Raw genomic sequence first — 22,114 nt, 5'->3', positions numbered from 1 at the left:
TGGCAGCGACCAACGGCGCGACATGAGACCTGTGGATAACGCCAGGGGAAGGACACCTATCCTTGGTGTAGTCGGACAGCGCGGTCCGCCAAAGTCTCCAGAAACCTCCAGACGTGCTCAAACACTGCAAGGAGCCGCACCTGTGAGCAGTGCCGACCAGACCCCCTCCGCCAGCGCGGAGCTCCGCTCAGATATCCGCCGTCTAGGTGACCTGCTGGGCGAGACACTCGTACGCCAGGAAGGACCCGAGCTCCTCGAGCTCGTCGAAAGGGTCCGCGCGTTGACGCGCGAGGACGGCGAAGCCGCCGCCGAACTGCTCGGTGCCACCGACCTGGACACCGCGGCCAAACTGGTACGCGCCTTCTCCACCTACTTCCACCTCGCCAACGTCACCGAACAGGTCCACCGCGGCCGCGAGATGCGCGAACGCCGCGCCGCCGAAGGCGGACTCCTCGCCCGCACCGCCGACCGGCTCAAGGACGCCGACCCCGAGCACCTGCGCGAGACCGTCAGGAACCTCAACGTACGGCCCGTCTTCACCGCACACCCCACCGAAGCCGCCCGCCGCTCCGTACTCAACAAACTGCGCCGCATCGCCGAGCTGCTCGAAGCCCCGGTCATCGCCTCCGACCGCCGCCGCCACGACCTGCGGCTCGCCGAATCCATCGACCTCATCTGGCAGACCGACGAACTCCGCGTCGTACGGCCCGAACCCGCCGATGAAGCCCGCAACGCCATCTACTACCTCGACGAACTGCACAGCGGCGCCGTCGGAGACGTCCTCGAAGACCTCAGCGCCGAACTCGAACGCGTCGGCGTCGAACTGCCCCCCGGCACCCGCCCGCTCACCTTCGGCACCTGGATCGGCGGCGACCGCGACGGCAACCCCAACGTCACCCCCGAGGTCACCCGCGAAGTGCTGATCCTCCAGCACGAGCACGGCATCACCGACGCCCTCGAACTGATCGACTACTTGCGCGGCCTGCTCTCCAACTCCATCCGCTACACCGGCGCCACCGCCGAGCTGCTCGACTCCCTCCAGACCGACCTCGCGCGCCTCCCCGAGATCAGCCCCCGCTACAAGCGCCTCAACGCCGAAGAGCCCTACCGCCTCAAGGCCACCTGCATCCGGCAGAAGCTCGTCAACACCCGCGAACGCCTCGCCAGGAACACCCCGCACGAAGACGGCCGCGACTACCTCGGCACCGCCGAACTCCTCGACGACCTCACCCTCATCCAGACCTCCCTGCGCGAACACCGCGGCGGACTCTTCGCCGACGGCCGCATGGACCGCACCATCCGCACGCTGAGCGCCTTCGGCCTCCAGCTCGCCACCATGGACGTCCGCGAACACGCCGACGCCCACCACCACGCACTCGGACAGCTCTTCGACCGGCTCGGCGAAGAATCCTGGCGCTACGCCGACATGCCCCGCGACTACCGGCAGAAGCTCCTCGCCAAGGAACTCCGCTCACGCCGCCCCCTCGCCCCCACCCCGGCCCCCCTCGACGCCGCCGGCGAGAAGACCCTCGGCGTCTTCCACACCGTCCGCCAGGCATTCGAACGATTCGGGCCCGAGGTCATCGAGTCGTACATCATCTCCATGTGCCAGGGCGCCGACGACGTCTTCGCCGCCGCCGTCCTCGCCCGCGAAGCCGGCCTGCTCGACCTGCACGGCGGCTGGGCCAAGATCGGCATCGTGCCGCTCCTCGAAACCACCGACGAGCTCCGCGCCGCCGACGTCATCCTCGACGACATGCTCGCCGACCCCTCCTACCGCCGGCTCGTCTCCCTGCGCGGCGACGTCCAGGAGGTCATGCTCGGCTACTCCGACTCCTCCAAGTTCGGCGGCATCACCACCTCCCAGTGGGAGATCCACCGCGCCCAGCGGCGACTGCGCGACGTCGCCCACCGCCACGGCGTACGCCTCCGGCTCTTCCACGGCCGCGGCGGCACCGTCGGCCGCGGCGGCGGCCCCTCGCACGACGCGATCCTCGCGCAGCCCTGGGGCACGCTCGAAGGCGAGATCAAGGTGACCGAACAGGGCGAGGTCATCTCCGACAAGTACCTGATCCCGTCCCTCGCCAGGGAAAACCTCGAACTGACCGTCGCCGCGACCCTGCAGGCATCCGCCCTGCACACCGCGCCCCGCCAGTCCGACGAAGCCCTCGCCCGCTGGGACGCGGCCATGGACACCGTCTCCGACGCCGCCCACGGCGCCTACCGCAAGCTGGTCGAGGACCCCGACCTGCCCGCGTACTTCTTCGCCTCCACCCCCGTCGACCAGCTCGCCGACCTCCACCTCGGCTCCCGCCCCTCCCGGCGGCCCGACTCCGGAGCCGGACTCGACGGCCTGCGGGCCATCCCGTGGGTCTTCGGCTGGACCCAGTCCCGGCAGATCGTGCCCGGCTGGTTCGGCGTCGGCTCCGGCCTCAAGGCACTGCGCGAAGCCGGCCTCGACACCGTGCTCGACGAGATGTACGGGCAGTGGCACTTCTTCCAGAACTTCCTCTCCAACGTCGAAATGACGCTGGCGAAGACCGACCTGCGCATCGCCCGCCACTACGTCGACACCCTCGTCCCCGACCACCTCCAGCACGTCTTCGCCGACATCGAGGCCGAACACGCCCTCACCGTCCAGGAAGTACTGCGCATCACCGGCGGCGAGAAACTGCTCGACTCCAACCCCGTGCTCCAGCAGACGTTCTCCATCCGGGACGCCTACCTGGACCCGATCTCCTACCTCCAGGTCTCCCTGCTGGCCCGCCAGCGCGCGGCGGCCGAACGGCAGGAATCCCCGGACCCGCTGCTCGCCCGCGCGCTGCTGCTGACCGTCAACGGAGTCGCGGCAGGACTCCGCAACACCGGCTGACACCCACGGCGTCCACCCGGCACGGGCCGCCGCTACGACGACTGCCCGCCTGCCCCCCGATACGACGACTGCCCGCCGCTACGACGACTGCCCCGCTCCGGCACACCGGAGCGGGGCAGTTCTCGTCCCCGCCGTACGCGGAAACCGGCGGAGCGAACCTCAGAGCGCGAAGAACGCGGCCACCAGCAGCGCCCCGCCCGCCAGCGCCGCCACCCACGCCGTCCGCGTCAGCCGCAGCCCACCGCCGATGATCAGCGACGCCAGCAACAACGCCCCGCCGAGCGGCAGCCAGGCATGCAGCAGACCCGCCGTACCCGTACGGACCAGCTCGCGCGTGCCCGGCTTCACCACCACCGCGAACCGCTCGCCCTTCCGGACGGCGACGGAACGCTCGATCGTCATCCCCGCGCGCGGACCCACCGGCCCCTCCGGGTCGTACGGCCCCGTACAGACCTCACCGGAGCAGCCCGTGACCGTCAGCATGCCGTGCTCGCGGCCCTGGGCGAGCACCACATGCTGCGCGGACCCCCAGGACGACCGGACAGCCGCGAAGAGGAGCAGGACAGCGACACAGCCCATCGCGGCCCTGCGGCCGAACACGAGCACGGGGTGGGGCGAACTCCGCTTCATGAGGCGCGATCCTTGGCCATAGGGACGCACGCGGTCAAGCTGACGATCCGACGATCCGCGAGTACCCGCCGAAGAAAGCCAGGAGCCGCCGGCAAGGTCAGGAGTTGTACGCGCCCTGCGCGCGCTCCAACCCCTCCGTCACCAACGCCTCCACCGCGTCCGCCGCCCGGTCCACGAAGTAGTCCAGCTCCTTGCGCTCCGCCGACGAGAAATCCTTCAGCACGAAATCCGCCACCTGCATCCGCCCCGGCGGCCGGCCGATCCCGAACCGCACCCGGTGATACTCCGGACCCATCGCCTTCGTCATCGACTTCAGCCCGTTGTGCCCGTTGTCCCCGCCGCCCAGCTTCACCCGCAGCGCACCGAAATCGATGTCCAGCTCGTCATGGACCGCGATGATGTTCGCCGTCGGCACCTTGTAGAAATCCCGCAGCCCCACCACCGGACCACCGGACAGATTCATGAACGACAGAGGCTTGGCCAGCACCACCCGCCGCTGAGCCGGCCCCGGCGCCCCGATCCGGCCCTCGATCACCTGAGCCTGCGCCTTCTGCGCACGCTTGAACGAACCACCGACACGGCCGGCCAGCAGATCGGCCACCATGAACCCGACGTTGTGCCGGTTGGCCGCGTAACCCGGACCAGGGTTGCCCAGACCCACGATCAGCCAAGGGGCGTTGGCATCCGTCGTCATCAGCGCTGCGTCTCCTCGCCATACCGGCGGTCAGGGATCATCACGAACACAAACGAACGGGGTGGTGGGCCGCGGCCCACCACCCCGCACGGAACAGCTCGGTCATCAGGCCGACAGGCCGATGATCAGGCCGCGGAACCCTCGGTCGCGCCCTCGGCGGACTCGGCGGCCGGCTCCTCGGCCTGCGCGGCCAGAACCTGCAGGACGACAGCGTCCTCGTCGATGATCAGCGTCGTGCCCGACGGCAGCGGGATTTCCTTCGCCAGGATCTGCGCACCGGCTTCCAGACCGGCGATGGAGACCGTCACCGAGTCCGGGATGTGCGTCGCCTCGGCCTCGACGGTCAGCGTCGAGAGCACGTGCTCCAGCAGGTACGCGCCCGGGGCCAGCTCGCCCTCGGTGTGCACGGCCACCTCGACGGTGACCTTCTCGCCGCGCTTCACCGCGAGGAGGTCGACGTGCGTGATGGTGCCGCGGATCGCGTCACGCTGCACGGACTTCGGGATGACCAGCTCCTGGCGGCCCTCGATGTCGAGGCCGATGAGCACGTTCTTCGTCTTGAGCGCCATCATCAGGTCGTGGCCCGGCAGGGTCACGTGGACGGTGTCGGCGCCGTGGCCGTAGATGACCGCGGGAACCTTGTTGGCGCGACGCGTACGGCGGGCCGCGCCCTTGCCGAACTCGTTGCGGACCTCAGCGGTGAGCTTCAGCTCAGCCATGGTGGCACTCCTCGTAGATGTAGAAGGTGACAGAAAAGCGGCTGTCACCCGGCCACGACTGGCCTGCTACGAAGAGCGCGTCGATAACGGATCCACCGCACACAAGTGCGGCCTCCCTCGCCGAGCAACTCCGTGAGTCTACCCGGCGGGGAGGCCGCCCCAGAAATCGATCACCCACGCCCCCAGGCGTCAGGCGTCCACGCGCGTCGTCACGCCTCGTCGTCGAAGAGGCTCGTCACCGAACCGTCCTCGAACACCTCACGCACCGCACGCGCGATCGTCGGCGCGATCGACAGCACCGTGATCTTGTCCAGCTCCAGATTGCCCGGGTCGGGCAGCGAATTCGTGAACACGAACTCACTGACCTTCGAGTTCTTCAGCCGGTCCGCCGCCGGACCCGACAGCACACCGTGCGTCGCCGTCACGATGACGTCCTCCGCACCGTGCGCGAACAGCGCGTCCGCCGCCGCACAGATCGTGCCACCCGTGTCGATCATGTCGTCGACCAGCACACACACCCGGCCGGCCACATTGCCGACGACCTCGTGAACCGTCACCTGGTTCGCGACATCCTTGTCACGGCGCTTGTGCACGATCGCCAGCGGCGCCCCGAGACGGTCGCACCAGCGGTCCGCGACCCGCACCCGGCCCGCGTCCGGAGACACCACCGTCAGCTTCGAGCGGTCCACCTTCCCGGCCACGTAATCCGCCAGCACCGGCAGCGCGAACAGATGGTCCACCGGACCGTCGAAGAAGCCCTGGATCTGGTCCGTGTGCAGATCCACCGTCAGAATCCGGTCGGCACCCGCCGTCTTCATCAGATCCGCCACCAGACGCGCCGAGATCGGCTCACGCCCACGGTGCTTCTTGTCCTGCCGCGCATAGCCGTAGAACGGCACGATCACGGTGATGCTCCGGGCCGAAGCCCGCTTCAGAGCATCGATCATGATCAACTGCTCCATGATCCACTTGTTGATCGGAGCGGTGTGGCTCTGAATCAGGAAGCAGTCCGCACCACGTGCCGACTCCTGATAACGAACATAGATCTCACCATTGGCGAAATCGAAAGCCTTCGTCGGAACAATCCCGACGCCCAGGTACTGGGCCACCTCCTCGGCCAGCTCGGGGTGGGCGCGGCCGGAAAAGAGCATCAGCTTCTTCTCGCCGGTCGTCTTGATCCCGGTCACAGCACTGTCTCCTCAGACGTGTTGACTGCCGCTGCACCCGCGCGTCCCTGCGAGCCAGCCGAATCGTGCAGATATCACGGTACGCCGAGAACGACGCACCTGTTTCCGGTCAGCTTTCGCCCCCGGCCCTCCCCGCAGCTTCCCGAGCCGCCGACGCAGCCTGCGCCGACGCACTCCCCGGGCGCTTCCGAGCCACCCAACCCTCGATATTCCGCTGCTGGCCCCGGGCCACCGCCAACGAACCAGCCGGTACGTCATGAGTGATCACCGACCCGGCAGCGGTGTACGCACCGTCCCCCACCGTGACAGGAGCCACAAACATGTTGTCCGAACCCGTCTTGCAGTGAGACCCGATCGTCGTGTGATGCTTCGACTCACCGTCGTAATTCACGAAGACACTCGCCGCGCCGATGTTGCTGTACTCACCGATCGTCGCGTCACCCACATACGACAGATGCGGCACCTTCGTGCCCTCACCGATCGTCGCGTTCTTCATCTCCACATACGTGCCGGCCTTCGCCCGCGCACCCAACCGCGTACCCGGCCGCAGATAGGCGTACGGACCCACCGAAGCGCCCTCACCCACCACCGCACCGTCAGCGACCGTGTTGTCCACCCGCGCGCCCGCACCGACCGCCGTGTCCCTCAGCCGCGAATTCGGCCCCACCTCGGCACCCTCACCCAGATGCGTCACACCCAGCAACTGCGTCCCCGGATGTACCACCGCGTCCCGCTCGAACGTCACCGTCACATCCACGAACACCGACGCCGGGTCGACCACCGTCACCCCCGCCATCATCGCCCGCTCCAGCAACCGCTCATTCAGCAGCCGCCGCGCCTCCGCCAACTGCACCCGGTTGTTGATCCCCAGGATCTCCCGGTGATCCACCGCGACGGACGCCCCCACCCGGTGCCCGGCCTCCCGCAGGATGCCCAGCACATCGGTCAGGTACTCCTCGCCCTGGCTGTTGTCCGTACGCACCTTGCCCAGCGCGTCCGCCAGCAGCTGCCCGTCGAACGCGAACACCCCGGAATTGATCTCCCGGATCGCGCGCTGCGCGTCCGTGGCGTCCTTGTGCTCCACGATCGCCGTGACCGCGCCGCTCGCGCCGTCCCGGACGATCCGCCCGTACCCGGTCGCGTCCGGCACCTCGGCCGTCAGCACGGTCACCGCGTTGCCGTCGGCGCCATGCGTGGTGGCCAGCGCGGTCAGGGTCTCGCCGGACAGCAGCGGCGTGTCGCCGCAGACGACGACCACGGTCCCGTGCGGCGTGCTCCCCAGCTCCTGCAGGGCCATCCGGACGGCGTGCCCGGTGCCGTTCTGCTCGGCCTGGAAGGCGGTGCGTACGCCGGGGTAAATGGCGGAAAGATGCCCCTCGACCTGCTCACGGGCGTGGCCGACGACCACGACGAGGTGCTCGGGATCAAGCTCACGGGCGGCCGACACGACATGTCCCACGAGCGAGCGCCCGCAGATCTCGTGCAGGACCTTGGGGGTCCTCGACTTCATGCGGGTACCTTCACCCGCTGCGAGGACGACGACGGCTGCCGGGCGGTTGGCGCTCACGGGAATGCCCTTCGGCTTCGGGTGGTGGACACCCGCAGGATACCGGGGGGTTTCGCGGCGGAAACGAAGACGGGTCCTGACCGGTGAGGTCAGGACCCGAACTTCGCGGCTCCCGGGGAAGGAATCGAACCCTCATTCAATGGACCAAAACCATTTGTCCTGCCATTAGACGACCCGGGATGGTTTGCCGCCTATGTCCGATTTTTTGGATCGGACGCGCGTGATGCAGCCCCTACTATGCCGTACCACCAGCCCTCGATGCGACGGTACAAGTCGGCGCTTTGCAGCACGCGGATGTTGAGGCAACCGTGATAGCTGTCGCCGATGTTCTTGCGGTTCGTCTTCGGGTTGTGCCTCTTGAGGGTGGTCTTGCTGAGCGCTGTGACGTCGATCCCGACGACCCCTGCCCAGAAGTGCTCGGAGGCGGTCACGTCGGCCGACTCATGGATCTGTATCTGGAAACGCAGCCGGCCCCGGTCGACGTCCACCAGATCGAGCCAGGCGAGGAAGGTCTCGATCACCTCCGGATCGCTGTTGATGAAGCTCACCCTCTCCTGGGGGTGATGCGGCTTGGACTTGGCTCCCTCGGCCCAGTAGAGCGCGACTCCGGCGACGAACAATTCCCGGTCCGTCATGACGCCGATCTCCCGTTCGGCCTGCTCCTTCGCCTCCCTGCGCTCGGCTTCGCGGCGCTTCATCGTCGGCTCCCAGCCGCGCTTGCTGATCGCGGACGCCTCCTCCGGAGTGCGTTTCGGCGGTTTCGGCAGGTCCCGGACCCACAGGGAGATCGAGCTCTTCGAGCAGCCCAGCTCCAGCTGTATCCGGTCGTACGTGAGGCCCTTCAGACGCAGCTCGCGGGCCTTTTCGCGTTGGTCGTCCTTGGCCCGGGGGCGCTTGGTCCACTCCGGGGCCGGTTCGCCCTTCACGAGGCGGTTGAGGATGTCGTTGTTGTGGATGTGGAGGCGGTCGCGTATCTGGCGCAGGCTGAGGCCTTCCCTGCGCAGGGCGATCGCCTGTTCCCGGAGTCCTTCGAAGTCGGTGTATTTGCTGTTGAGTGCTGTCATGTAGGTGATCGTCCTAGGCAATATGTGCGACTGTCCCGCATAACAGGACGATTCATCAGTTCGAGGGACGGATAGCTGCTTGGTTCGGTAGCCGGAAAATGGGTCGCGGGCGCCCGTACGCTGGGAGACATGACCACAACGGGGGCACTTCAGGACGCGGCGGGCGTGACTGCTCGCGGCTGGTGGTGGGGGCGGCGGCGGAGTGCCGTGCTGGATGTGGGGCTGGCCGTCGTGTCGGCCCTGGAGTGCGGGCTCGAAGGGGCGCGGTTCGCGGATACGACCGGGTTGCTGGTGCCGCTGGGGGTGATCTTCGGGTTGCTGGCCGGTTCGGTGCTGCTGGTGCGGCGGCGGTGGCCGTTCGCGGTGGTGCTGGTCTCGATCGCGATCACCCCGGCGGAGATGGGTTACCTGATGGGGCTGGTGGGGCTGTATTCGCTCGCCGCCTCGGAGGCGCCGCGCCGGATTGTCGGGGCGCTGGCGGGGATGTCGCTGGTGGCGACGTTGATCGTGACGTTCGTGCGGGCGCGGCAGAACGTGACGGACAACGGTTTCGATTCGGCTGCCTGGTACGTGCCTCTGGTGGCGGTCCTGATGTCGCTGGGGCTGACGGCGCCGCCGGTGTTGTTCGGGCTCTATGTGGGTGCGAGACGGCGGTTGATGGAGAGCCTGCGGGAGCGGGCGGACAGCCTGGAGCAGGAGTTGTCGTTGCTCGCGGACCGGGCGGAGCAGCGTGCGGAGTGGGCGCGTACGGAGGAGCGGACCCGGATCGCCCGGGAGATGCATGACGTGGTGGCACACCGGGTGAGTCTGATGGTGGTGCACGCGGCGGCGTTGCAGGCGGTGGCGTTGAAGGATCCGTCGAAGGCGGTGAAGAACGCGGCGCTGGTGGGGGATATGGGGCGGCAGGCGCTGACGGAGTTGCGGGAGATGCTGGGGGTGTTGCGGGCGGGGGAGCAGGTGGCGGCGCGGGAGGCGGCGGGGGTGCCGTTGGCGGCGGTGGGGGTGGCGGCCGCGGCGGCTGCTGCGGCGGCTGCCGAGGATGGTCCGGGTATGGGGGACATAGAGGCGTTGGTGGGCCAGTCCCGGGATGCGGGGATGGTGGTGGAGCTGTCGGTGCAGGGGGCGTGGCGTCCGTATCCGCCGGAGGTGGAGCAGACGGCGTTCCGGGTGGTGCAGGAGGCGTTGACGAACGTCCATAAGCATGCGGCGGGGGCGAAGGTGCGGGTGCGGTTGGCGCATCGGGAGGCGGAGGTCGCGATGCAGGTGGAGAACGGGCCTTCGGACGGTGGTGCGCGGGACGCGGGGTTGCCGAGTGGGGGGAATGGTCTGGTGGGGATGCGGGAGCGGGTGACGGCGTTGGGCGGGGTGTTCGTGTCGGGGGTGACGGACGCGGGTGGTTTCCGGGTGTCGGCGGTGTTGCCGGACGGGCGTGCGGCTGCTGCGTGAGGTCCGGTCTCCGAGGTCCGGTCTTCGAGGCCGGTGTCCGAGGCCGGTGTTCGAGGTCCGGTGTTCGAGTTCTGCCGTCTGAGTTCTGACGTGTGAGGCGGCCGTGCGGGGTGGCCGTGCGGGGTGGGCCGGGGGCTGTCAGCCGGAGGTGAGGCGGGCCGGTTCCATGCCGGTGACCAGGGTGTGGAGTGCCTGGTCGATGTCGGCTCCGAGGTACCAGTCGCCGGTGTGGTCGATGCTGAAGACGCGGCCGGTGATGTCGATGGCGAGGACGGCTTGGCTGTCGCCTTCTTCGCCGAGGGGGCTGATCTCGGTGTCGAGGGCGCGGCCGAGGTCGGCGAGGGTTCGGGCGAGGTGGATGCCTGCCATGGGGTCGATGCGGAGGCTGGTGGGGGCGATCTGCCGGCCGGGTCCTGTGGGGGTGAGGTGCAGGCCGCCGAATTCGGCCCAGACTTCGACGGCGGCGGGGAAGACGGTGTGCCGGTGGCCGGCGGGGGTGGTGTGGGCGCGCAGGGCGTCGGCCCATTCCTCGGCTTGTCTTATGTCCCAGCGTCCGGGTTGCCAGCCTGCGTCGCGCAGTGCGGCGTCGACGGGTACGGGGAAGCGGGTGCTGTCGGGTTCGGGCATGGTCAGCTGTTCTCCGCGGGGTCGACGGGCCGTACGCCGAAGTGGGCGAGGAGCGCTGTGCAGGAGCGGCAGGGCGGGGCGTAGCCGCCGTGCAGGGGGTCGCCGTCCTCGCGGATCCGGCGGGCGGTGAGTTTGGCGCCTTTGAGGGTGCGGCGGGCTTCGCCGTGGGTGAGGGGTTTGCGGCGGGCGCGTTTGGAGCGGGTGGTTTCGGCGCTGGTGAGGTGGCGGGAGAGCAGGATCGCTTCGGGGCAGCGGCCGGTGAAGCGTTCGCGCTGGCCGCTGGTGAGGGTGTCGAGGAAGTCTTGTACGAGGGGGTGCAGGGCGGGCGGCTGGTTGCCTTTGCCCGCGGTGCTGGTGAAGGTTTCGCCGCGGACGGAGAGTGCGGCGGCGACGGCGGGCATGATGCCGTCGCGGCGTTGTCGGAGCGGGGGCGGGTGGTCCGGTTCGGTGCTGCTCCAGGTGAGGCGTGGGTCGCCGGACGTGTCGAGTGGTGCTGTGCGCATGGTGCTGTCCCTCCCGTGCCCGCGGCGGGTGGCCGCGGGAGTACACGTCCCCCGAGTTGGGTCTCAGCCTGCCAAATGTGACAGGGCGTAGGGAAGCTGGGGCGCGGATTGGGGTGTGGTGTCGCCGTTGGGTCACTCGTGCGTGACGGTTGGTCACGGGGATCGTGGGGCGGCGCCGGTGCGGGTGGGCGGGTGGTTGCGGGGTGGTTGCGGGGTGGGGGAGGAGCGTCGGGGTTCCCTCTTGTCGTACCGCTTAGGCTGTCGTGGACCAGGGGCTGTGGTGAACCAGCCGGAAGCAGCAGGGGGCAACCGCCATGACGACAGGTCGGCTCGGGCAGCAAGCCGCGCCACCGAACGCGGCCTATGCCGGGCAGGTCGTGCATTTCCCGGACCCGGTCCGGGCTGCCCGCCATCCCAGGGGTGTGCGGGTGGGTGATGACGGCTATCCGGACTTCTCGCCGTACGCGCGTGCCGCGGCGGAGATCGCGGAGCCTCCTGGGGGGTTCGGCGTGGATGAGTTGCGGCTGACGGACTATGTGTCGGCGAACGCGGCGCTGCACGCCGCGGGTCATGAGCTGTGGGACACGATTCCGCCGGTGGCGACCCCGCACGGCTGGACCTGGCATCATGTGCCGGTTTCGCGGAGGCTGGTGCTGGTGCCGGTCGAGGTGAAGGCGCTGCTGCGTCATCACGGTGGGTTGGCGACGGCGCCGGTGGATCATGACAAGCGGGGGACGCGTCCGCTGCGGGAGGCCCGGCCGGTGCATTTCGGTTTGCCGAAGGGTGCGCTGGCGGTGGGTGAGCAGCAGTTGCTGGGTGTGGAGGAGGATCTCGGTTACCGGCTGCCGGGGGCGTACCGGTCGTTCCTGAAGGCGGCGGGTGGGTGTGCTCCGGTGGGGGCGGCGCTCGATCCGGAGCTGGGGTTGCTGGTGGACCAGCCGTTCTTCACGGTGCGGGACGAGGCGGCGGTCAATGATCTGGTGTACGTCAACAAGTGTCTGCGGGACCATCTGACGAAGGACTATCTGGGCGTGGGTTTCGTCCAGGGCGGCATTCTGGCGGTCAAGGTCCGTGGTGAGCGGGCCGGTTCTGTGTGGTTCTGTGCGTACGACGACGCCCGGGACCGGGACGGCTGGGGTGTTCAGGAGCGTGTGGAGCGGTTGTTGCTGCCGTGCGGTGATGACTTCGACGTGTTTCTGGGGCGGTTGGCGGGTGGTCCGCCGGAGCTGGAGACCGTGGCGAACCTGATGGTGGACGGCGGCTTCGCGCGTGCTGTCCCGGTGGAGGGGTGAGCGCGGTGGTGACCTTCGCGCAGGCGCAGGAGCGCGCGGATGAGTGGGTGAACGGTGATGTGCCCGGTCACCGGCATCGTGAGGTGCGGGTGCGGGAGTTCGAGCTGGGCTTCGTGGTGTGGGCGGAGGACCGGGAGGGCGGTCCGCCGTCGGACGGTGGTCTGCAGCGGCTGGTGATCGCGCGGGACAGTGGTGAGGTCACGTTGTGGCCGGGGGTGCCGGTGGGTGAGGTGATCCGCCGGTACGAGGAGGAGTACGGGGCGCCGGTGGACGCGCCGGTGCCGGGGCCGCCGCAGCGGGTTGATCTGCATCAGACGTCGTTCTTGTTGAGCCCGCCGGAGTGGCTCCAGGACGCGGCGGACAAGCTCGGGATCGCGGACGGGCGGATGCCTCCGGCGCCGGCGGACGCGCCCGTTGACGCGCCTGTGCCTGCGGAGGCGCCTGTGCCTGCCGACGCGCCTGTGCCTGCGGACGCGCCTGTGCCCGTTGACGCACCGGTGCTTGCCGACGCGCCTGTGCCCGTTGACGCACCGGTGCTCGCTGATGCCGCTGTGCCCGCCGGTGTGCCCGTGGCCGATGCCGTGCCCACTGACGTGCCCGTGGCCGATGCTGTGCCCGCTACGCCGCCGGGTGTGCCCACCGGTGCCACGCCGTGGTCGGGGACCGACATGAACGTGGCGCCCGGGTCGGCCCCGGCGGAGGAGGGTTCGGTTCCGCTGCCGGCGACGGTCTTCGCGCCGCCGCTGTCCGGCGACGACATCGAGGACGCCCCGCGGCCCGCCGTTCCCGCGCAGGGCGGGGCCGTGCGACTCCCGGGGGCCGGCTCCGCCGATATCGCCGACGCCGCGACGAGCAAGGCGACCATGCCGCCGCGCGGCGCGCGCGGCGGCGGTCCGACGACTCCGCCGCCGCCGAGCGCCCCGGGTGTGCCGGGCAGGCCGCCGGGGGCGCCTCTGTCGGGAATGGCCCCGCCGCCGGGAATGACCCCACCGCCGGGGGCGACTCCGCCGCCGTCGGGTCCGGGTACGCCCGGGGCTCCGGCGGGCGGGTACCTGCCGACACAGCTCGTGTCGCATCCGGACCCGGAGAGCTCGGGGCCTCCCGGGCCGCCGCGTGTGCCGGGCATGCCGGGGACTCCGCTGCCTCCAGGGCCTCTCGGACCTCCCGGTCAGCCGGGGATGCCCGGGCCCCCACGGCCTCCCGGCTCCCCTGGTCCCGTGGGTGCGCCTCCTGGTCCTGCGGGCGGTGTGCACCAGGCCGCGACCATGTTCGCCGCTCCTGGCCAGGGCGGTCCGCCGCCGGCGGCCCCGCTGCCGCCGGGCCCGCCCGGTCCGCCCGGTATGCCGCCGTCCGCCCCGGGCCACGGCCCCGTACCCGGTCTCGTACAGCAGCCGCGGGCGCCGCGGCCTCCGGCGTACGGCTATCCGCGGCAGCCGGGCGGTCTGCCGGCCGTCGGTCCCGGCTATCAGGCGGTGCTGCGCTACCGGGCACCCGATGGTTCGGAGGCCCGGCTCATCCGCCGTTCCGCGCCCGGCACTCCGCATCCGGAGTGGCAGATCCTGCACGAGCTGCGTGCCATGAACGTGCCGCCGCAGCAGGTGCTGGAGCTGCACACCGAGCTGGAGTCCTGCGAGCTGCCCGGTGCCTACTGTGCCCGGATGATCCGGGAGACCTGGCCGCAGGTGCGGATCACGAGTGTCGCCCCGTACGGTCAGGATCACGCGAGCCGGCAGCAGGGGATGCGGCATCTGCTCACCCACCAGGGCGAGTTGCATCAGGTCGCGGACGGCCCCGCGCGGCCGGCGCCGGTGCGCGCGCCGTTGCCGCCGGTGGCGCCCGCGCCGCCGATCCCGCCGGAGGGGATCGCGCAGGAGCTGATGGGGGCGTTCGGTCCGCAGGCCCTCTGCCGGTACGACCAGCGGGCGGTGTCCCGGCAGGGTGTGCCGGACGTCGTGGCGCGGACACTGATGTGGGCGGGGCTGCCGGCTGATTTCGGGCCGTTCTTCTGGGCGCAGCCGGCTCAGCCCGTGGTGCCGACGCTGGCCGAGCTGGCGGCGCAGCGGCAGGTGCGGGCGGCTGCCGACGCGAGTTCGTATCTGGTGATGGGCAGCGACTTCGGCCGGGCGCTCTGTGTGCAGTACGGCACGGCGCACATCATGGCCGTGCCGGTCGAGGCGGAGGCGGGCGGGCAGGTGCTGCCGGTGCAGTTCGTGAACACCGGGCTGCCGGAGTTCACGCGCTCGCTGGCGCTGCTGGGCCGGATGTGGCGGCTGCGTTTCGGTCTCACCCCGGAGCAGGCGGGCCGTTGGACCGTTGACTTCCAGGCGCAGCTCGCGGCGCTCGACCCGGCGGCGCTGTCGTCGCCGGAGAACTGGTGGTCGGTGCTGCTGGAGCAGATGTGGGACGGGCTGCTGTGATCGGCGACCTGTGATCTGAAATATGTCCGGCCCGGTTCGGCCGAACGGCTGAGGCGCTCACCGCTTGATGCGGTGGGCGCCTCCGTCATTTCCGGCTTTCTCCGCGTGATGCCGCATCCTTGACCGGAATGGATGGCCGGAGTGTCGCATTATGAGCACTTCGCTTCGATCAAGCAGGATTGCGCCGGATGGCATTGTCTGTAGGTGTCTGCCGGTTGTTCCGGCCGCTTGCCGTGCCTCCGTTGTGCCCGTTGCACCTGTTATGTCTGTTGTCCTGGTATCTGTCGGTTGTCTGTCGGTTGTCTGTCGGAGGAAGGCCTCAGGATGAGTGCTGCACAGTTCTCGGCTCATGGCTTCGTGCCCGTGCGCGGTCGTGGCTACCGCCCCGAGCAGGTCGACCAGCGGGTCTCCGTGCTGTGCCAGCAGCGCGACGATCTCTGGGAACGCGCGGCCCGGCTCACGGTCCTCGCGAAGCGGATGGAAGGCGAGACGGATCTGCTGCGGGAGCAGGTGGCGGCGCTCGTACCGCAGACGTACGAGTCGCTCGGCGGCCGTGCCCAGCAGCTCCTGCTCCTCACGGTGGAGGAGGGCGAGGCGGTACGGGGCAGGGCGCGCGACGAGGGCCAGGCGCTGCTCGACGCGGCGGACGCGGCGGGGCGCGACATCCGGGACGCGGCCAGGGCGGCGGCCGACGCGGTACGGGCGGAGGCGGAGGCGTACGCCCAGCAGGTGCTGGAGGCCGCGCAGGGCGTGGCGGACGAGGAGCGGATCGAGGCGCGGCGCGAGATCAAGGAGCGGCGCGGGGAAGTGCTGGGCGTGCTCAAGGAGCGGCGCCTGCGTGCCGAGGCCGCCACCGACGTGCGGGAGCGGGCGCAGGCGGAGCGGCTGGAGGCGCTGGAGCGTGAATTCGCCGCCCGGGAGGCCGTGTTGGATCTCCAGCACGCGGAGCTCGCGGCGTACGCGCAGGCCGGGCTGATGGAGGCGCAGAAGGTGTTCTCCGACGCCGGGGAGCAGGCGCGGGGTGTCCAGGAGGACGCGCAGGCGCGGGCGGCGGAGCTGGTGGCCCAGGCGGAGGCGCGGGCGGAACGGGTGGGACGGGACACGGAGCGGGTGCTGCGGGAGCACACCGAGTCCCGCGAGGAGATGCAGGCGCACATGGCGCATGTACGGAACAGTCTGGCGGCGCTGACGGGACGGGCCCCGGCGGAGGGCTGAGGCCGGGGCGGGCGGCGGTGGCCGGGGACGGGTCTCCCGGGGCGGCGGTGCGCGGCCCCGGGCCGGGCGCCTGTCCCGTCCGGTCAGCCGCTGTCCTTCTCCGACAGGACCGGGAAGCGGCGGGGGGCCACGAAGATGAGGGCCAGCAGGGAGACGGCCGCCGCTGCCGCCGCGCCCAGGAAGACGTGATCGACCGCCGTGTCCACCGCCCGGCGCAGGTAGAGAGCCGCTTCGGCGGTGAGCGCGGCCGGGTTCTCCAGGGCGTGGCTGACCGCGTCCAGGTCCTTCGGCAGGGCCGGGTCGGGCGCGTGGGTGAGCCGGGAGGCGAGTATCCCGTTGGCGATGGCGCCGAAGAGCGCGGCGCCCACGCTCTGGCCGACCTGGCGGCAGAAGAGTATCGACGCGGTGGCCGTGCCGCGTTCCGACCAGCCGACCGTCGACTGGACCCCGACGATCAGGGGGAGCTGGAAGAGGCCGAGCGCACCCCCGAGCAGCAGCATGATCAGTGCCGGCTGCCAGGCCTGTCCGGGGAAGGGCAGGAGGGGGAAGGCGAGCAGGACCAGCAGGGCGCACGAGATGCCGATGATGGCGGTCTGGCGGAAGCCGATGCGGTTGTAGAGGCGGTTGGAGAGGGCCGCGCTGACCGGCCAGCTGAGGGTCATCGCGGAGAGGACGAAGCCGGCGGCGATGGGGCCGAGGCCGAGTACGGACTGGGCGTAGGTCGGCACGAAGACGGTCGGGGCGACCATCAGCAGGCCGAGTGCGCCGAGAGCGAGGTTGACGGCGGCGATGGTGCGGCGGCGCCATACCCAGCCGGGGATGATCGGTTCGGCGGCCCGGCGTTCGATGGTGACGGTGGCGGCGCCGAGGATCGCGGCGGCGCCGAAGAAGGCGAACGAGGGCCCGGAGATCCAGGGCCAGGCCACGCCGCCCTGGACGAGGGCGGTGAGCAGCAGCGCGCCGGTGGCGAAGACGGCCAGGGCGCCCGCCCAGTCGATCCGGGGGCGGGCCGAGGTGGCCGTACGGACCAGCTTGCGGGCGGGTTCGTGCAGGTAGCGGATGACCAGCCAGAGGGCGAGCGCGCCGACCGGGAGGTTGATGAGGAAGATCCAGCGCCAGTCCGCGTATCCCGCGAGCAGCCCGCCGACGGCGGGTCCCGCGACGGCCGAGGTGGCCCAGACCGTGGACAGCTTGGCCTGGATCTTGGGGCGTTCCTTGAGGGGGTAGAGGTCGGCGGCGATGGTCTGCACCGTGCCCTGGAGGGCGCCGCCGCCGAGGCCCTGGACGATGCGGAAGGCGATCAGCGAGGCCATGCTCCAGGCGGTGGCGCAGAGCAGTGAGCCGACGAGGAAGAGGATGATGCCCGCGATCAGGACGGGTTTGCGGCCGAAGGTGTCGGAGAGCTTTCCGTACACGGGCAGGGTGACGGTCACGGCGAGCAGGTAGCCGGAGAAGAGCCAGGAGAAGACGGCGAAGCCGCCGAGGTCGCCGACGATCTGCGGGACGGCCGTGGAGACGATGGTGCCGTCCAGGGCGGCGAGCGCCATGCCGAGCATCAGCGCGGCGACGACGGGTCCCCGGCCGCGCGCGGCGGGGGCTGCCGGGGCGGGATCCGGGGCCGGGCCGGCGGCCGGGGTCGCGGGTGCGGGCTGCGCCGGGGCCGAGGGAGCGGGCTGAGCCGGGATCGCGGGAGCGGGCCGCGCCGGGGTTACGGGCGTGGCCGGGGGAGCGGGCTGAGCCGGGGTCACCGGCATGGCCGGGGGCGGGGGTTCGGGTATCGCTCCGGTACGTCCGGTGTCCTCGGTACTTCCGCCGGCGCCGCTCACAAGATCCCTTCCCTATGCATGTATTTCCTGGGGACACCTTCTCATTCGCAGGTCACGGGCCGGGAGGGCGCACTCCGGGAGGACTCCGCGCGCGGGAACCCCACCCGTGAGCCCCGCCCGGCGGTGGCGCCCCCCAGGACCTGTCGCGAAAGTCCCGCCTGGCTCGCGACGCCTGGCACGCACACGCGCCGCGTTGTCGGAGTCGTCCACGTACGTCCCGTACGAGGACGGTCCTCCGCCCTGCGATGGCACGCACCGGACGCCGTGAGCCCCGCCCTTCGGGCGGACGGCGCTGCTTTCGCAACACCCCCTAGGGACTTCTCCTGACGCCGGACCGGGGGTCGTTCGTCCCGGTGGAGGAGGAGAAGTCCGTCTCGCGTTCCATACCGTGGTCCTACGGCTCGGGCGGGGCAGGCTCTGAGGCCCGCCGCAGGCACGGGGGTGGGGAAAACCCCAGGTGAAGACTGCGCTGCGCACCAGCGCGCCGGGGGCCCCGCGGACAGCAGACTCGGAACACACAGGATCACGCCATGCCGGCTCACGCAGCCGGTATGGCCGACATGGCTGACATAGGAGACTTACCGTGACAACGGCTGTGACCATTCCCAGGCGCGGGGGTGCTGGAGGGCGTACGGCCGTCGCGGCGCGAGCGCGGCAGGTCCTCAAGGCGTACGGGTCCGGGGAGACCCGGGTCGTCGCGCTGGACCACGTCGATGTGGACATCGCCCGGGGGCGGTTCACCGCGATCATGGGCCCGTCCGGGTCGGGCAAGTCGACGCTGATGCACTGCCTGGCCGGTCTGGACACGGTCACATCGGGCGAGATCTTCCTCGACGAGACCGAGATCACGAAGCTGAAGGACAAGCGCCTCACACAGCTGCGCCGGGACCGGATCGGGTTCATCTTCCAGGCGTTCAACCTGCTGCCGACGCTCAACGCCCTGGAGAACATCACCCTGCCCATGGACATCGCCGGCCGTAAGCCGGACGGGCCGTGGCTGCGGCAGGTGGTGGAGACGGTGGGGCTCGCCGACCGGCTGAAGCACCGGCCGACGCAGCTGTCGGGCGGTCAGCAGCAGCGGGTGGCCGTGGCCAGGGCGCTCGCCGCCCGGCCCGAGATCATCTTCGGTGACGAGCCGACCGGGAATCTGGACTCGCGGGCGGGCGCCGAGGTGCTGGGCTTCCTGCGCCGCTCGGTCGACGAGCTGGAGCAGACGATCGTGATGGTCACGCACGACCCGGTCGCCGCCTCGTACGCGGACCGGGTGCTCTATCTGGCGGACGGCCGGATCGTGGACGAGATGTCCCGGCCGACGGCCGACGCCGTTCTCGACCGGATGAAGGACTTCGACGCGCGGGGGCGGACCTCGTGACCGTCTTCACGACCTCGATGCGCAACTTCTTCGCGCACAAGGGACGGATGGCGCTCTCCGCCGTCGCGGTCCTGCTGTCGGTGGCCTTCGTGTCCGGGACGCTCGTGTTCACGGACACCATGAACACGACGTTCGACAAGCTCTTCGCCGCCACCTCCGCCGATGTCACGGTCAGCCCCGAGGCGGCCCGGGGCGCGAGCGACACCCCGGGGACCGGCAGACCCGAATCGCTGCCCGCCTCCGTCGTCGGGACGGTCCGGGCGGCGGACGGCGTCCAGGACGTCGAGGGCGCGGTCATGAGCATGAGCGTGACCGTCGTCGACGCCGACAACAAGAACATGGGCTCGACCAGCGGCGCCCCGACGATCGCCGGTAACTGGAACCGCAACGAACTCCGCTCGATGGAGATCACCTCCGGTCACGCCCCGCGCGGCCCGGCCGAGGTGATGGTCGACGCCGACACCGCCGGGAAGCACCAGCTGGCGATCGGTGACGAGCTGCGCACCATCGCGGTCACGGGGGACCTCACGGCGAAGATCTCCGGTATCGCCACGTTCACCGTCACCAACCCGGGCGCGGCGGTCGTCTACTTCGACACGGCGACCGCCCAGCGTGAACTGCTCGGCGCCCCCGGCCGGTTCACCCATCTCAACGTCACCGCGAAGCCGGGCGTCGGCGACACCGAGCTGAAGCGGGGAGTGGCGGCGGCGCTCGCGGGCGGACCGTACAAGCTCCAGACGCGGCAGGAGGCGGCGGACGCCAACCGCGCGGACGTCGGTTCGTTCCTGGACGTCATGAAGTACGCGATGCTCGGCTTCGCCGGGATCGCCTTCCTCGTCGGCATCTTCCTCATCGTGAACACGTTCTCGATGCTGGTCGCCCAGCGGACCAGGGAAATCGGTCTGATGCGGGCGCTCGGCTCCAGCCGTAAGCAGGTCAACCGCTCGGTGCTGCTGGAGGCGGTGCTGCTCGGTGTGTTCGGGTCGGTCGCCGGTGTCGGCGCCGGTGTGGGGCTCGCCGTCGGGCTGATGAAGCTCATGGCGGCCATGGGCATGGAGCTGTCCACGCGGGATCTGACCGTGCGGTGGACGACCCCGGCGATCGGACTCGCCCTCGGTGTCGTGGTCACCGTCGTCGCGGCCTACGTGCCCGCCCGGCGGGCCGGGAAGATATCCCCGATGGCCGCGCTGCGTGACGCCGGAACCCCGGCAGACGGCCGCTCCGGGTGGATCAGGGCGGTCCTCGGCCTGGTCCTCACCGCCGCCGGGACCGCCGCTCTGCTGACCTCGGCCAGGGCCGACGAGTCGGGCGAAGGGTCGCTGTTCCTCGGGGCCGGTGTCGTCCTCACGCTCATCGGCTTCGTCGTCATCGGCCCGCTGCTCGCGGGCGGGGTGATCCGGGCGCTCAGCGCGGTCGTGCTGCGGGTGTTCGGCCCGGTCGGCCGGATGGCCGAGCGCAACGCGCTCCGTAACCCACGGCGTACGGGAGCGACCGGCGCCGCCCTGATGATCGGGCTCGCTCTGGTGGCCTGCCTGTCGGTCGTCGGCTCCTCGATGGTCGCCTCCGCCGCCGATGAGCTGGACAGATCCGTGGGCGCGGACTTCATCGTCCAGTCCAGCACCGGCCTGCCGATCGTGCCGCAGGTCGAGGCGGCGGTGGAAAAGGTGCCGGGCATCGCACACGTCACCCGGTACAGGAGCATCGACGCGAAGCTGACCGCGCCCGACGGCACGACCGGGAGCGGAGACCTGATCGCGGCCGACCCCACGTACGCCCAGGACCTGCGCCGGGAGACCGTGGCCGGGGAGCTGTCGGCGGCGTACGTGAAGAACGCCATGTCGGTCGGCGACACCTACGCCACCGCGCACGGGATCACGGTCGGCGACAGCATGACGGTCGCCTTCACGGGCGGTGCGACGGCCCGGCTGAAGGTCGCCGCGATCACCTCGGACGACACCAGCATCGACGGCGGCGTGATGTACACGAACATCACGACCGCCGAGCGGTACCTGTCCGCCGACCGGATGCCCAAGAACCTGATCATGTTCGCGGTGGCCGAGGACGGCAGGGAGAAGGAGGCGTACGCGGCTCTCAAGGACTCGCTCGCCGCCTATCCGCAGTACACCGTGCAGGACAGGACCGACTTCAAGCAGGACCTCAAGGACCGGATAGGCCAGCTGCTCAACATCGTCTACGGCCTGCTGGCCCTCGCGATCATCGTCGCCGTGCTGGGCGTGGTGAACACCCTGGCCCTGTCGGTGGTGGAGCGGACCCGCGAGATCGGCCTGCTGCGCGCCGTGGGCCTCTCCCGCCGCCAGCTGCGCCGCATGATCCGCCTGGAGTCGGTGGTCATCGCCCTCTTCGGCGCCCTGCTCGGCCTGGGCCTCGGCCTCGGCTGGGGCACGGCGGCACAGAAGCTGCTGGCCCTGGAGGGGCTCGGCGTCCTGGACATCCCCTGGCCGACGATCGTGGCGGTCTTCGTCGCCTCGGCCTTCGTCGGCCTCTTCGCGGCACTGGTCCCGGCGTTCCGGGCGGGCCGGATGAACGTCCTGGCCGCGATCGCCACGGAGTAGGGGCGGTACGGTGGTGCGGTCCGGCCCGGTGGCGTCCTCCAACGCCACCGGGCCGGACCGCGTACAGCCACCGGCACAGCGCATCCTCGCGTCACCGTGTACACGATGAC

General features: G+C 70.4%; 16 protein-coding genes and 1 tRNA gene. 7 read left to right on the top strand and 10 right to left on the bottom strand.

Features of this window, described 5'->3' with window-relative positions; genetic code table 11:
• The first annotated feature begins 142 nt into the window (after positions 1–142).
• Positions 143–2,872, top strand: a complete 2,730-nt coding sequence (ppc, locus tag ACIBAE_RS20305; protein ID WP_399287211.1) for a phosphoenolpyruvate carboxylase — start codon at positions 143–145, stop codon at positions 2,870–2,872.
• A gap of 159 nt (positions 2,873–3,031) precedes the next feature.
• Here ppc and ACIBAE_RS20300 read toward each other — a convergent pair whose 3' ends face one another.
• The 7 genes from ACIBAE_RS20300 to ACIBAE_RS20270 form a co-directional block, all read right to left on the bottom strand.
• The gene (locus ACIBAE_RS20300) at positions 3,032–3,502 is read right to left on the bottom strand and encodes a hypothetical protein (RefSeq protein WP_399287208.1); all 471 of its coding nucleotides are present in this window, start codon (positions 3,500–3,502) and stop codon (positions 3,032–3,034) included.
• 97 nt (positions 3,503–3,599) lie between these two features.
• Positions 3,600–4,196: an aminoacyl-tRNA hydrolase gene (gene pth / locus ACIBAE_RS20295; RefSeq protein WP_399287206.1), complete on the bottom strand. Its 597-nt coding sequence runs from the start codon at positions 4,194–4,196 to the stop codon at positions 3,600–3,602.
• Positions 4,197–4,321: 125 nt separating this feature from the next.
• The gene (locus ACIBAE_RS20290; protein WP_399287203.1) at positions 4,322–4,915 is read right to left on the bottom strand and encodes a 50S ribosomal protein L25/general stress protein Ctc; all 594 of its coding nucleotides are present in this window, start codon (positions 4,913–4,915) and stop codon (positions 4,322–4,324) included.
• Between the two features lie 209 nt (positions 4,916–5,124).
• Positions 5,125–6,102, bottom strand: coding sequence for a ribose-phosphate diphosphokinase (locus ACIBAE_RS20285; protein WP_399287200.1), 978 nt, complete (start codon positions 6,100–6,102; stop codon positions 5,125–5,127).
• 109 nt (positions 6,103–6,211) lie between these two features.
• Positions 6,212–7,669, bottom strand: a complete 1,458-nt coding sequence (glmU, locus tag ACIBAE_RS20280; RefSeq protein WP_399287197.1) for a bifunctional UDP-N-acetylglucosamine diphosphorylase/glucosamine-1-phosphate N-acetyltransferase GlmU — start codon at positions 7,667–7,669, stop codon at positions 6,212–6,214.
• A gap of 109 nt (positions 7,670–7,778) precedes the next feature.
• Positions 7,779–7,849: transfer RNA gene (locus tag ACIBAE_RS20275), tRNA-Gln, on the bottom strand.
• Between the two features lie 11 nt (positions 7,850–7,860).
• Positions 7,861–8,733, bottom strand: coding sequence for a hypothetical protein (locus tag ACIBAE_RS20270; RefSeq protein WP_399287195.1), 873 nt, complete (start codon positions 8,731–8,733; stop codon positions 7,861–7,863).
• Positions 8,734–8,862: 129 nt separating this feature from the next.
• Between ACIBAE_RS20270 and ACIBAE_RS20265 the strand changes: the two genes are divergently transcribed.
• Positions 8,863–10,179: a sensor histidine kinase gene (locus ACIBAE_RS20265; RefSeq protein ID WP_399287191.1), complete on the top strand. Its 1,317-nt coding sequence runs from the start codon at positions 8,863–8,865 to the stop codon at positions 10,177–10,179.
• A gap of 138 nt (positions 10,180–10,317) precedes the next feature.
• On the opposite strand, the gene ACIBAE_RS20260 is transcribed toward ACIBAE_RS20265, so the two are convergent.
• Positions 10,318–10,806, bottom strand: a complete 489-nt coding sequence (locus ACIBAE_RS20260; protein ID WP_399287188.1) for an SUKH-3 domain-containing protein — start codon at positions 10,804–10,806, stop codon at positions 10,318–10,320.
• Between the two features lie 2 nt (positions 10,807–10,808).
• Positions 10,809–11,309 (bottom strand): YwqJ-related putative deaminase, encoded by a 501-nt coding sequence (locus ACIBAE_RS20255; RefSeq protein WP_399287185.1) that lies wholly within the window; start codon positions 11,307–11,309, stop codon positions 10,809–10,811.
• Between the two features lie 314 nt (positions 11,310–11,623).
• On the opposite strand from ACIBAE_RS20255, the gene ACIBAE_RS20250 reads away from it, so the two are divergent.
• The 3 genes from ACIBAE_RS20250 to ACIBAE_RS20240 all read left to right on the top strand — a co-directional run bounded on the left by ACIBAE_RS20250 (position 11,624) and on the right by ACIBAE_RS20240 (position 16,233).
• Positions 11,624–12,601 (top strand): SMI1/KNR4 family protein, encoded by a 978-nt coding sequence (locus ACIBAE_RS20250; protein ID WP_399287182.1) that lies wholly within the window; start codon positions 11,624–11,626, stop codon positions 12,599–12,601.
• Positions 12,598–15,018, top strand: coding sequence for an SUKH-4 family immunity protein (locus ACIBAE_RS20245; RefSeq protein ID WP_399287179.1), 2,421 nt, complete (start codon positions 12,598–12,600; stop codon positions 15,016–15,018). Before ACIBAE_RS20250 ends, ACIBAE_RS20245 begins: the two co-directional genes overlap by 4 nt.
• 324 nt (positions 15,019–15,342) lie before the next feature.
• Positions 15,343–16,233: a cellulose-binding protein gene (locus ACIBAE_RS20240; RefSeq protein ID WP_399287176.1), complete on the top strand. Its 891-nt coding sequence runs from the start codon at positions 15,343–15,345 to the stop codon at positions 16,231–16,233.
• 83 nt (positions 16,234–16,316) lie between these two features.
• On the opposite strand, the gene ACIBAE_RS20235 is transcribed toward ACIBAE_RS20240, so the two are convergent.
• The gene (locus ACIBAE_RS20235; protein WP_399287407.1) at positions 16,317–17,987 is read right to left on the bottom strand and encodes an MFS transporter; all 1,671 of its coding nucleotides are present in this window, start codon (positions 17,985–17,987) and stop codon (positions 16,317–16,319) included.
• 655 nt (positions 17,988–18,642) lie between these two features.
• On the opposite strand from ACIBAE_RS20235, the gene ACIBAE_RS20230 reads away from it, so the two are divergent.
• The gene (locus ACIBAE_RS20230; protein ID WP_399287173.1) at positions 18,643–19,431 is read left to right on the top strand and encodes an ABC transporter ATP-binding protein; all 789 of its coding nucleotides are present in this window, start codon (positions 18,643–18,645) and stop codon (positions 19,429–19,431) included.
• Entirely contained in the window at positions 19,428–22,004 is a 2,577-nt protein-coding gene (locus tag ACIBAE_RS20225; protein WP_399287171.1) for an ABC transporter permease, read from the top strand. The genes ACIBAE_RS20230 and ACIBAE_RS20225 overlap by 4 nt, the downstream gene beginning before the upstream one ends.
• Positions 22,005–22,114 lie beyond the last annotated feature (110 nt).

Source organism: Streptomyces sp. NPDC051569 (assembly GCF_044454085.1).
Taxonomy (GTDB): domain Bacteria; phylum Actinomycetota; class Actinomycetes; order Streptomycetales; family Streptomycetaceae; genus Streptomyces.
Note: the sequence above shows the minus strand (reverse complement) of the source record. Positions and strands in the feature narration are given on the sequence as shown.

What these genes read in the sequence shown, in the direction of transcription:
- ACIBAE_RS20300 (WP_399287208.1), bottom strand. Translation starts at nt 3,502, where the DNA reads ATGAAGCGGAGTTCGCCCCACCCCGTGCTCGTGTTCGGCCGCAGGGCC.
- pth (WP_399287206.1), bottom strand. Translation starts at nt 4,196, where the DNA reads ATGACGACGGATGCCAACGCCCCTTGGCTGATCGTGGGTCTGGGCAAC.
- ACIBAE_RS20290 (WP_399287203.1), bottom strand. Translation starts at nt 4,915, where the DNA reads ATGGCTGAGCTGAAGCTCACCGCTGAGGTCCGCAACGAGTTCGGCAAG.
- ACIBAE_RS20270 (WP_399287195.1), bottom strand. Translation starts at nt 8,733, where the DNA reads ATGACAGCACTCAACAGCAAATACACCGACTTCGAAGGACTCCGGGAA.
- ACIBAE_RS20265 (WP_399287191.1), top strand. Translation starts at nt 8,863, where the DNA reads ATGACCACAACGGGGGCACTTCAGGACGCGGCGGGCGTGACTGCTCGC.
- ACIBAE_RS20260 (WP_399287188.1), bottom strand. Translation starts at nt 10,806, where the DNA reads ATGCCCGAACCCGACAGCACCCGCTTCCCCGTACCCGTCGACGCCGCA.
- ACIBAE_RS20255 (WP_399287185.1), bottom strand. Translation starts at nt 11,309, where the DNA reads ATGCGCACAGCACCACTCGACACGTCCGGCGACCCACGCCTCACCTGG.
- ACIBAE_RS20250 (WP_399287182.1), top strand. Translation starts at nt 11,624, where the DNA reads ATGACGACAGGTCGGCTCGGGCAGCAAGCCGCGCCACCGAACGCGGCC.
- ACIBAE_RS20240 (WP_399287176.1), top strand. Translation starts at nt 15,343, where the DNA reads ATGAGTGCTGCACAGTTCTCGGCTCATGGCTTCGTGCCCGTGCGCGGT.
- ACIBAE_RS20235 (WP_399287407.1), bottom strand. Translation starts at nt 17,987, where the DNA reads ATGCCGGTGACCCCGGCTCAGCCCGCTCCCCCGGCCACGCCCGTAACC.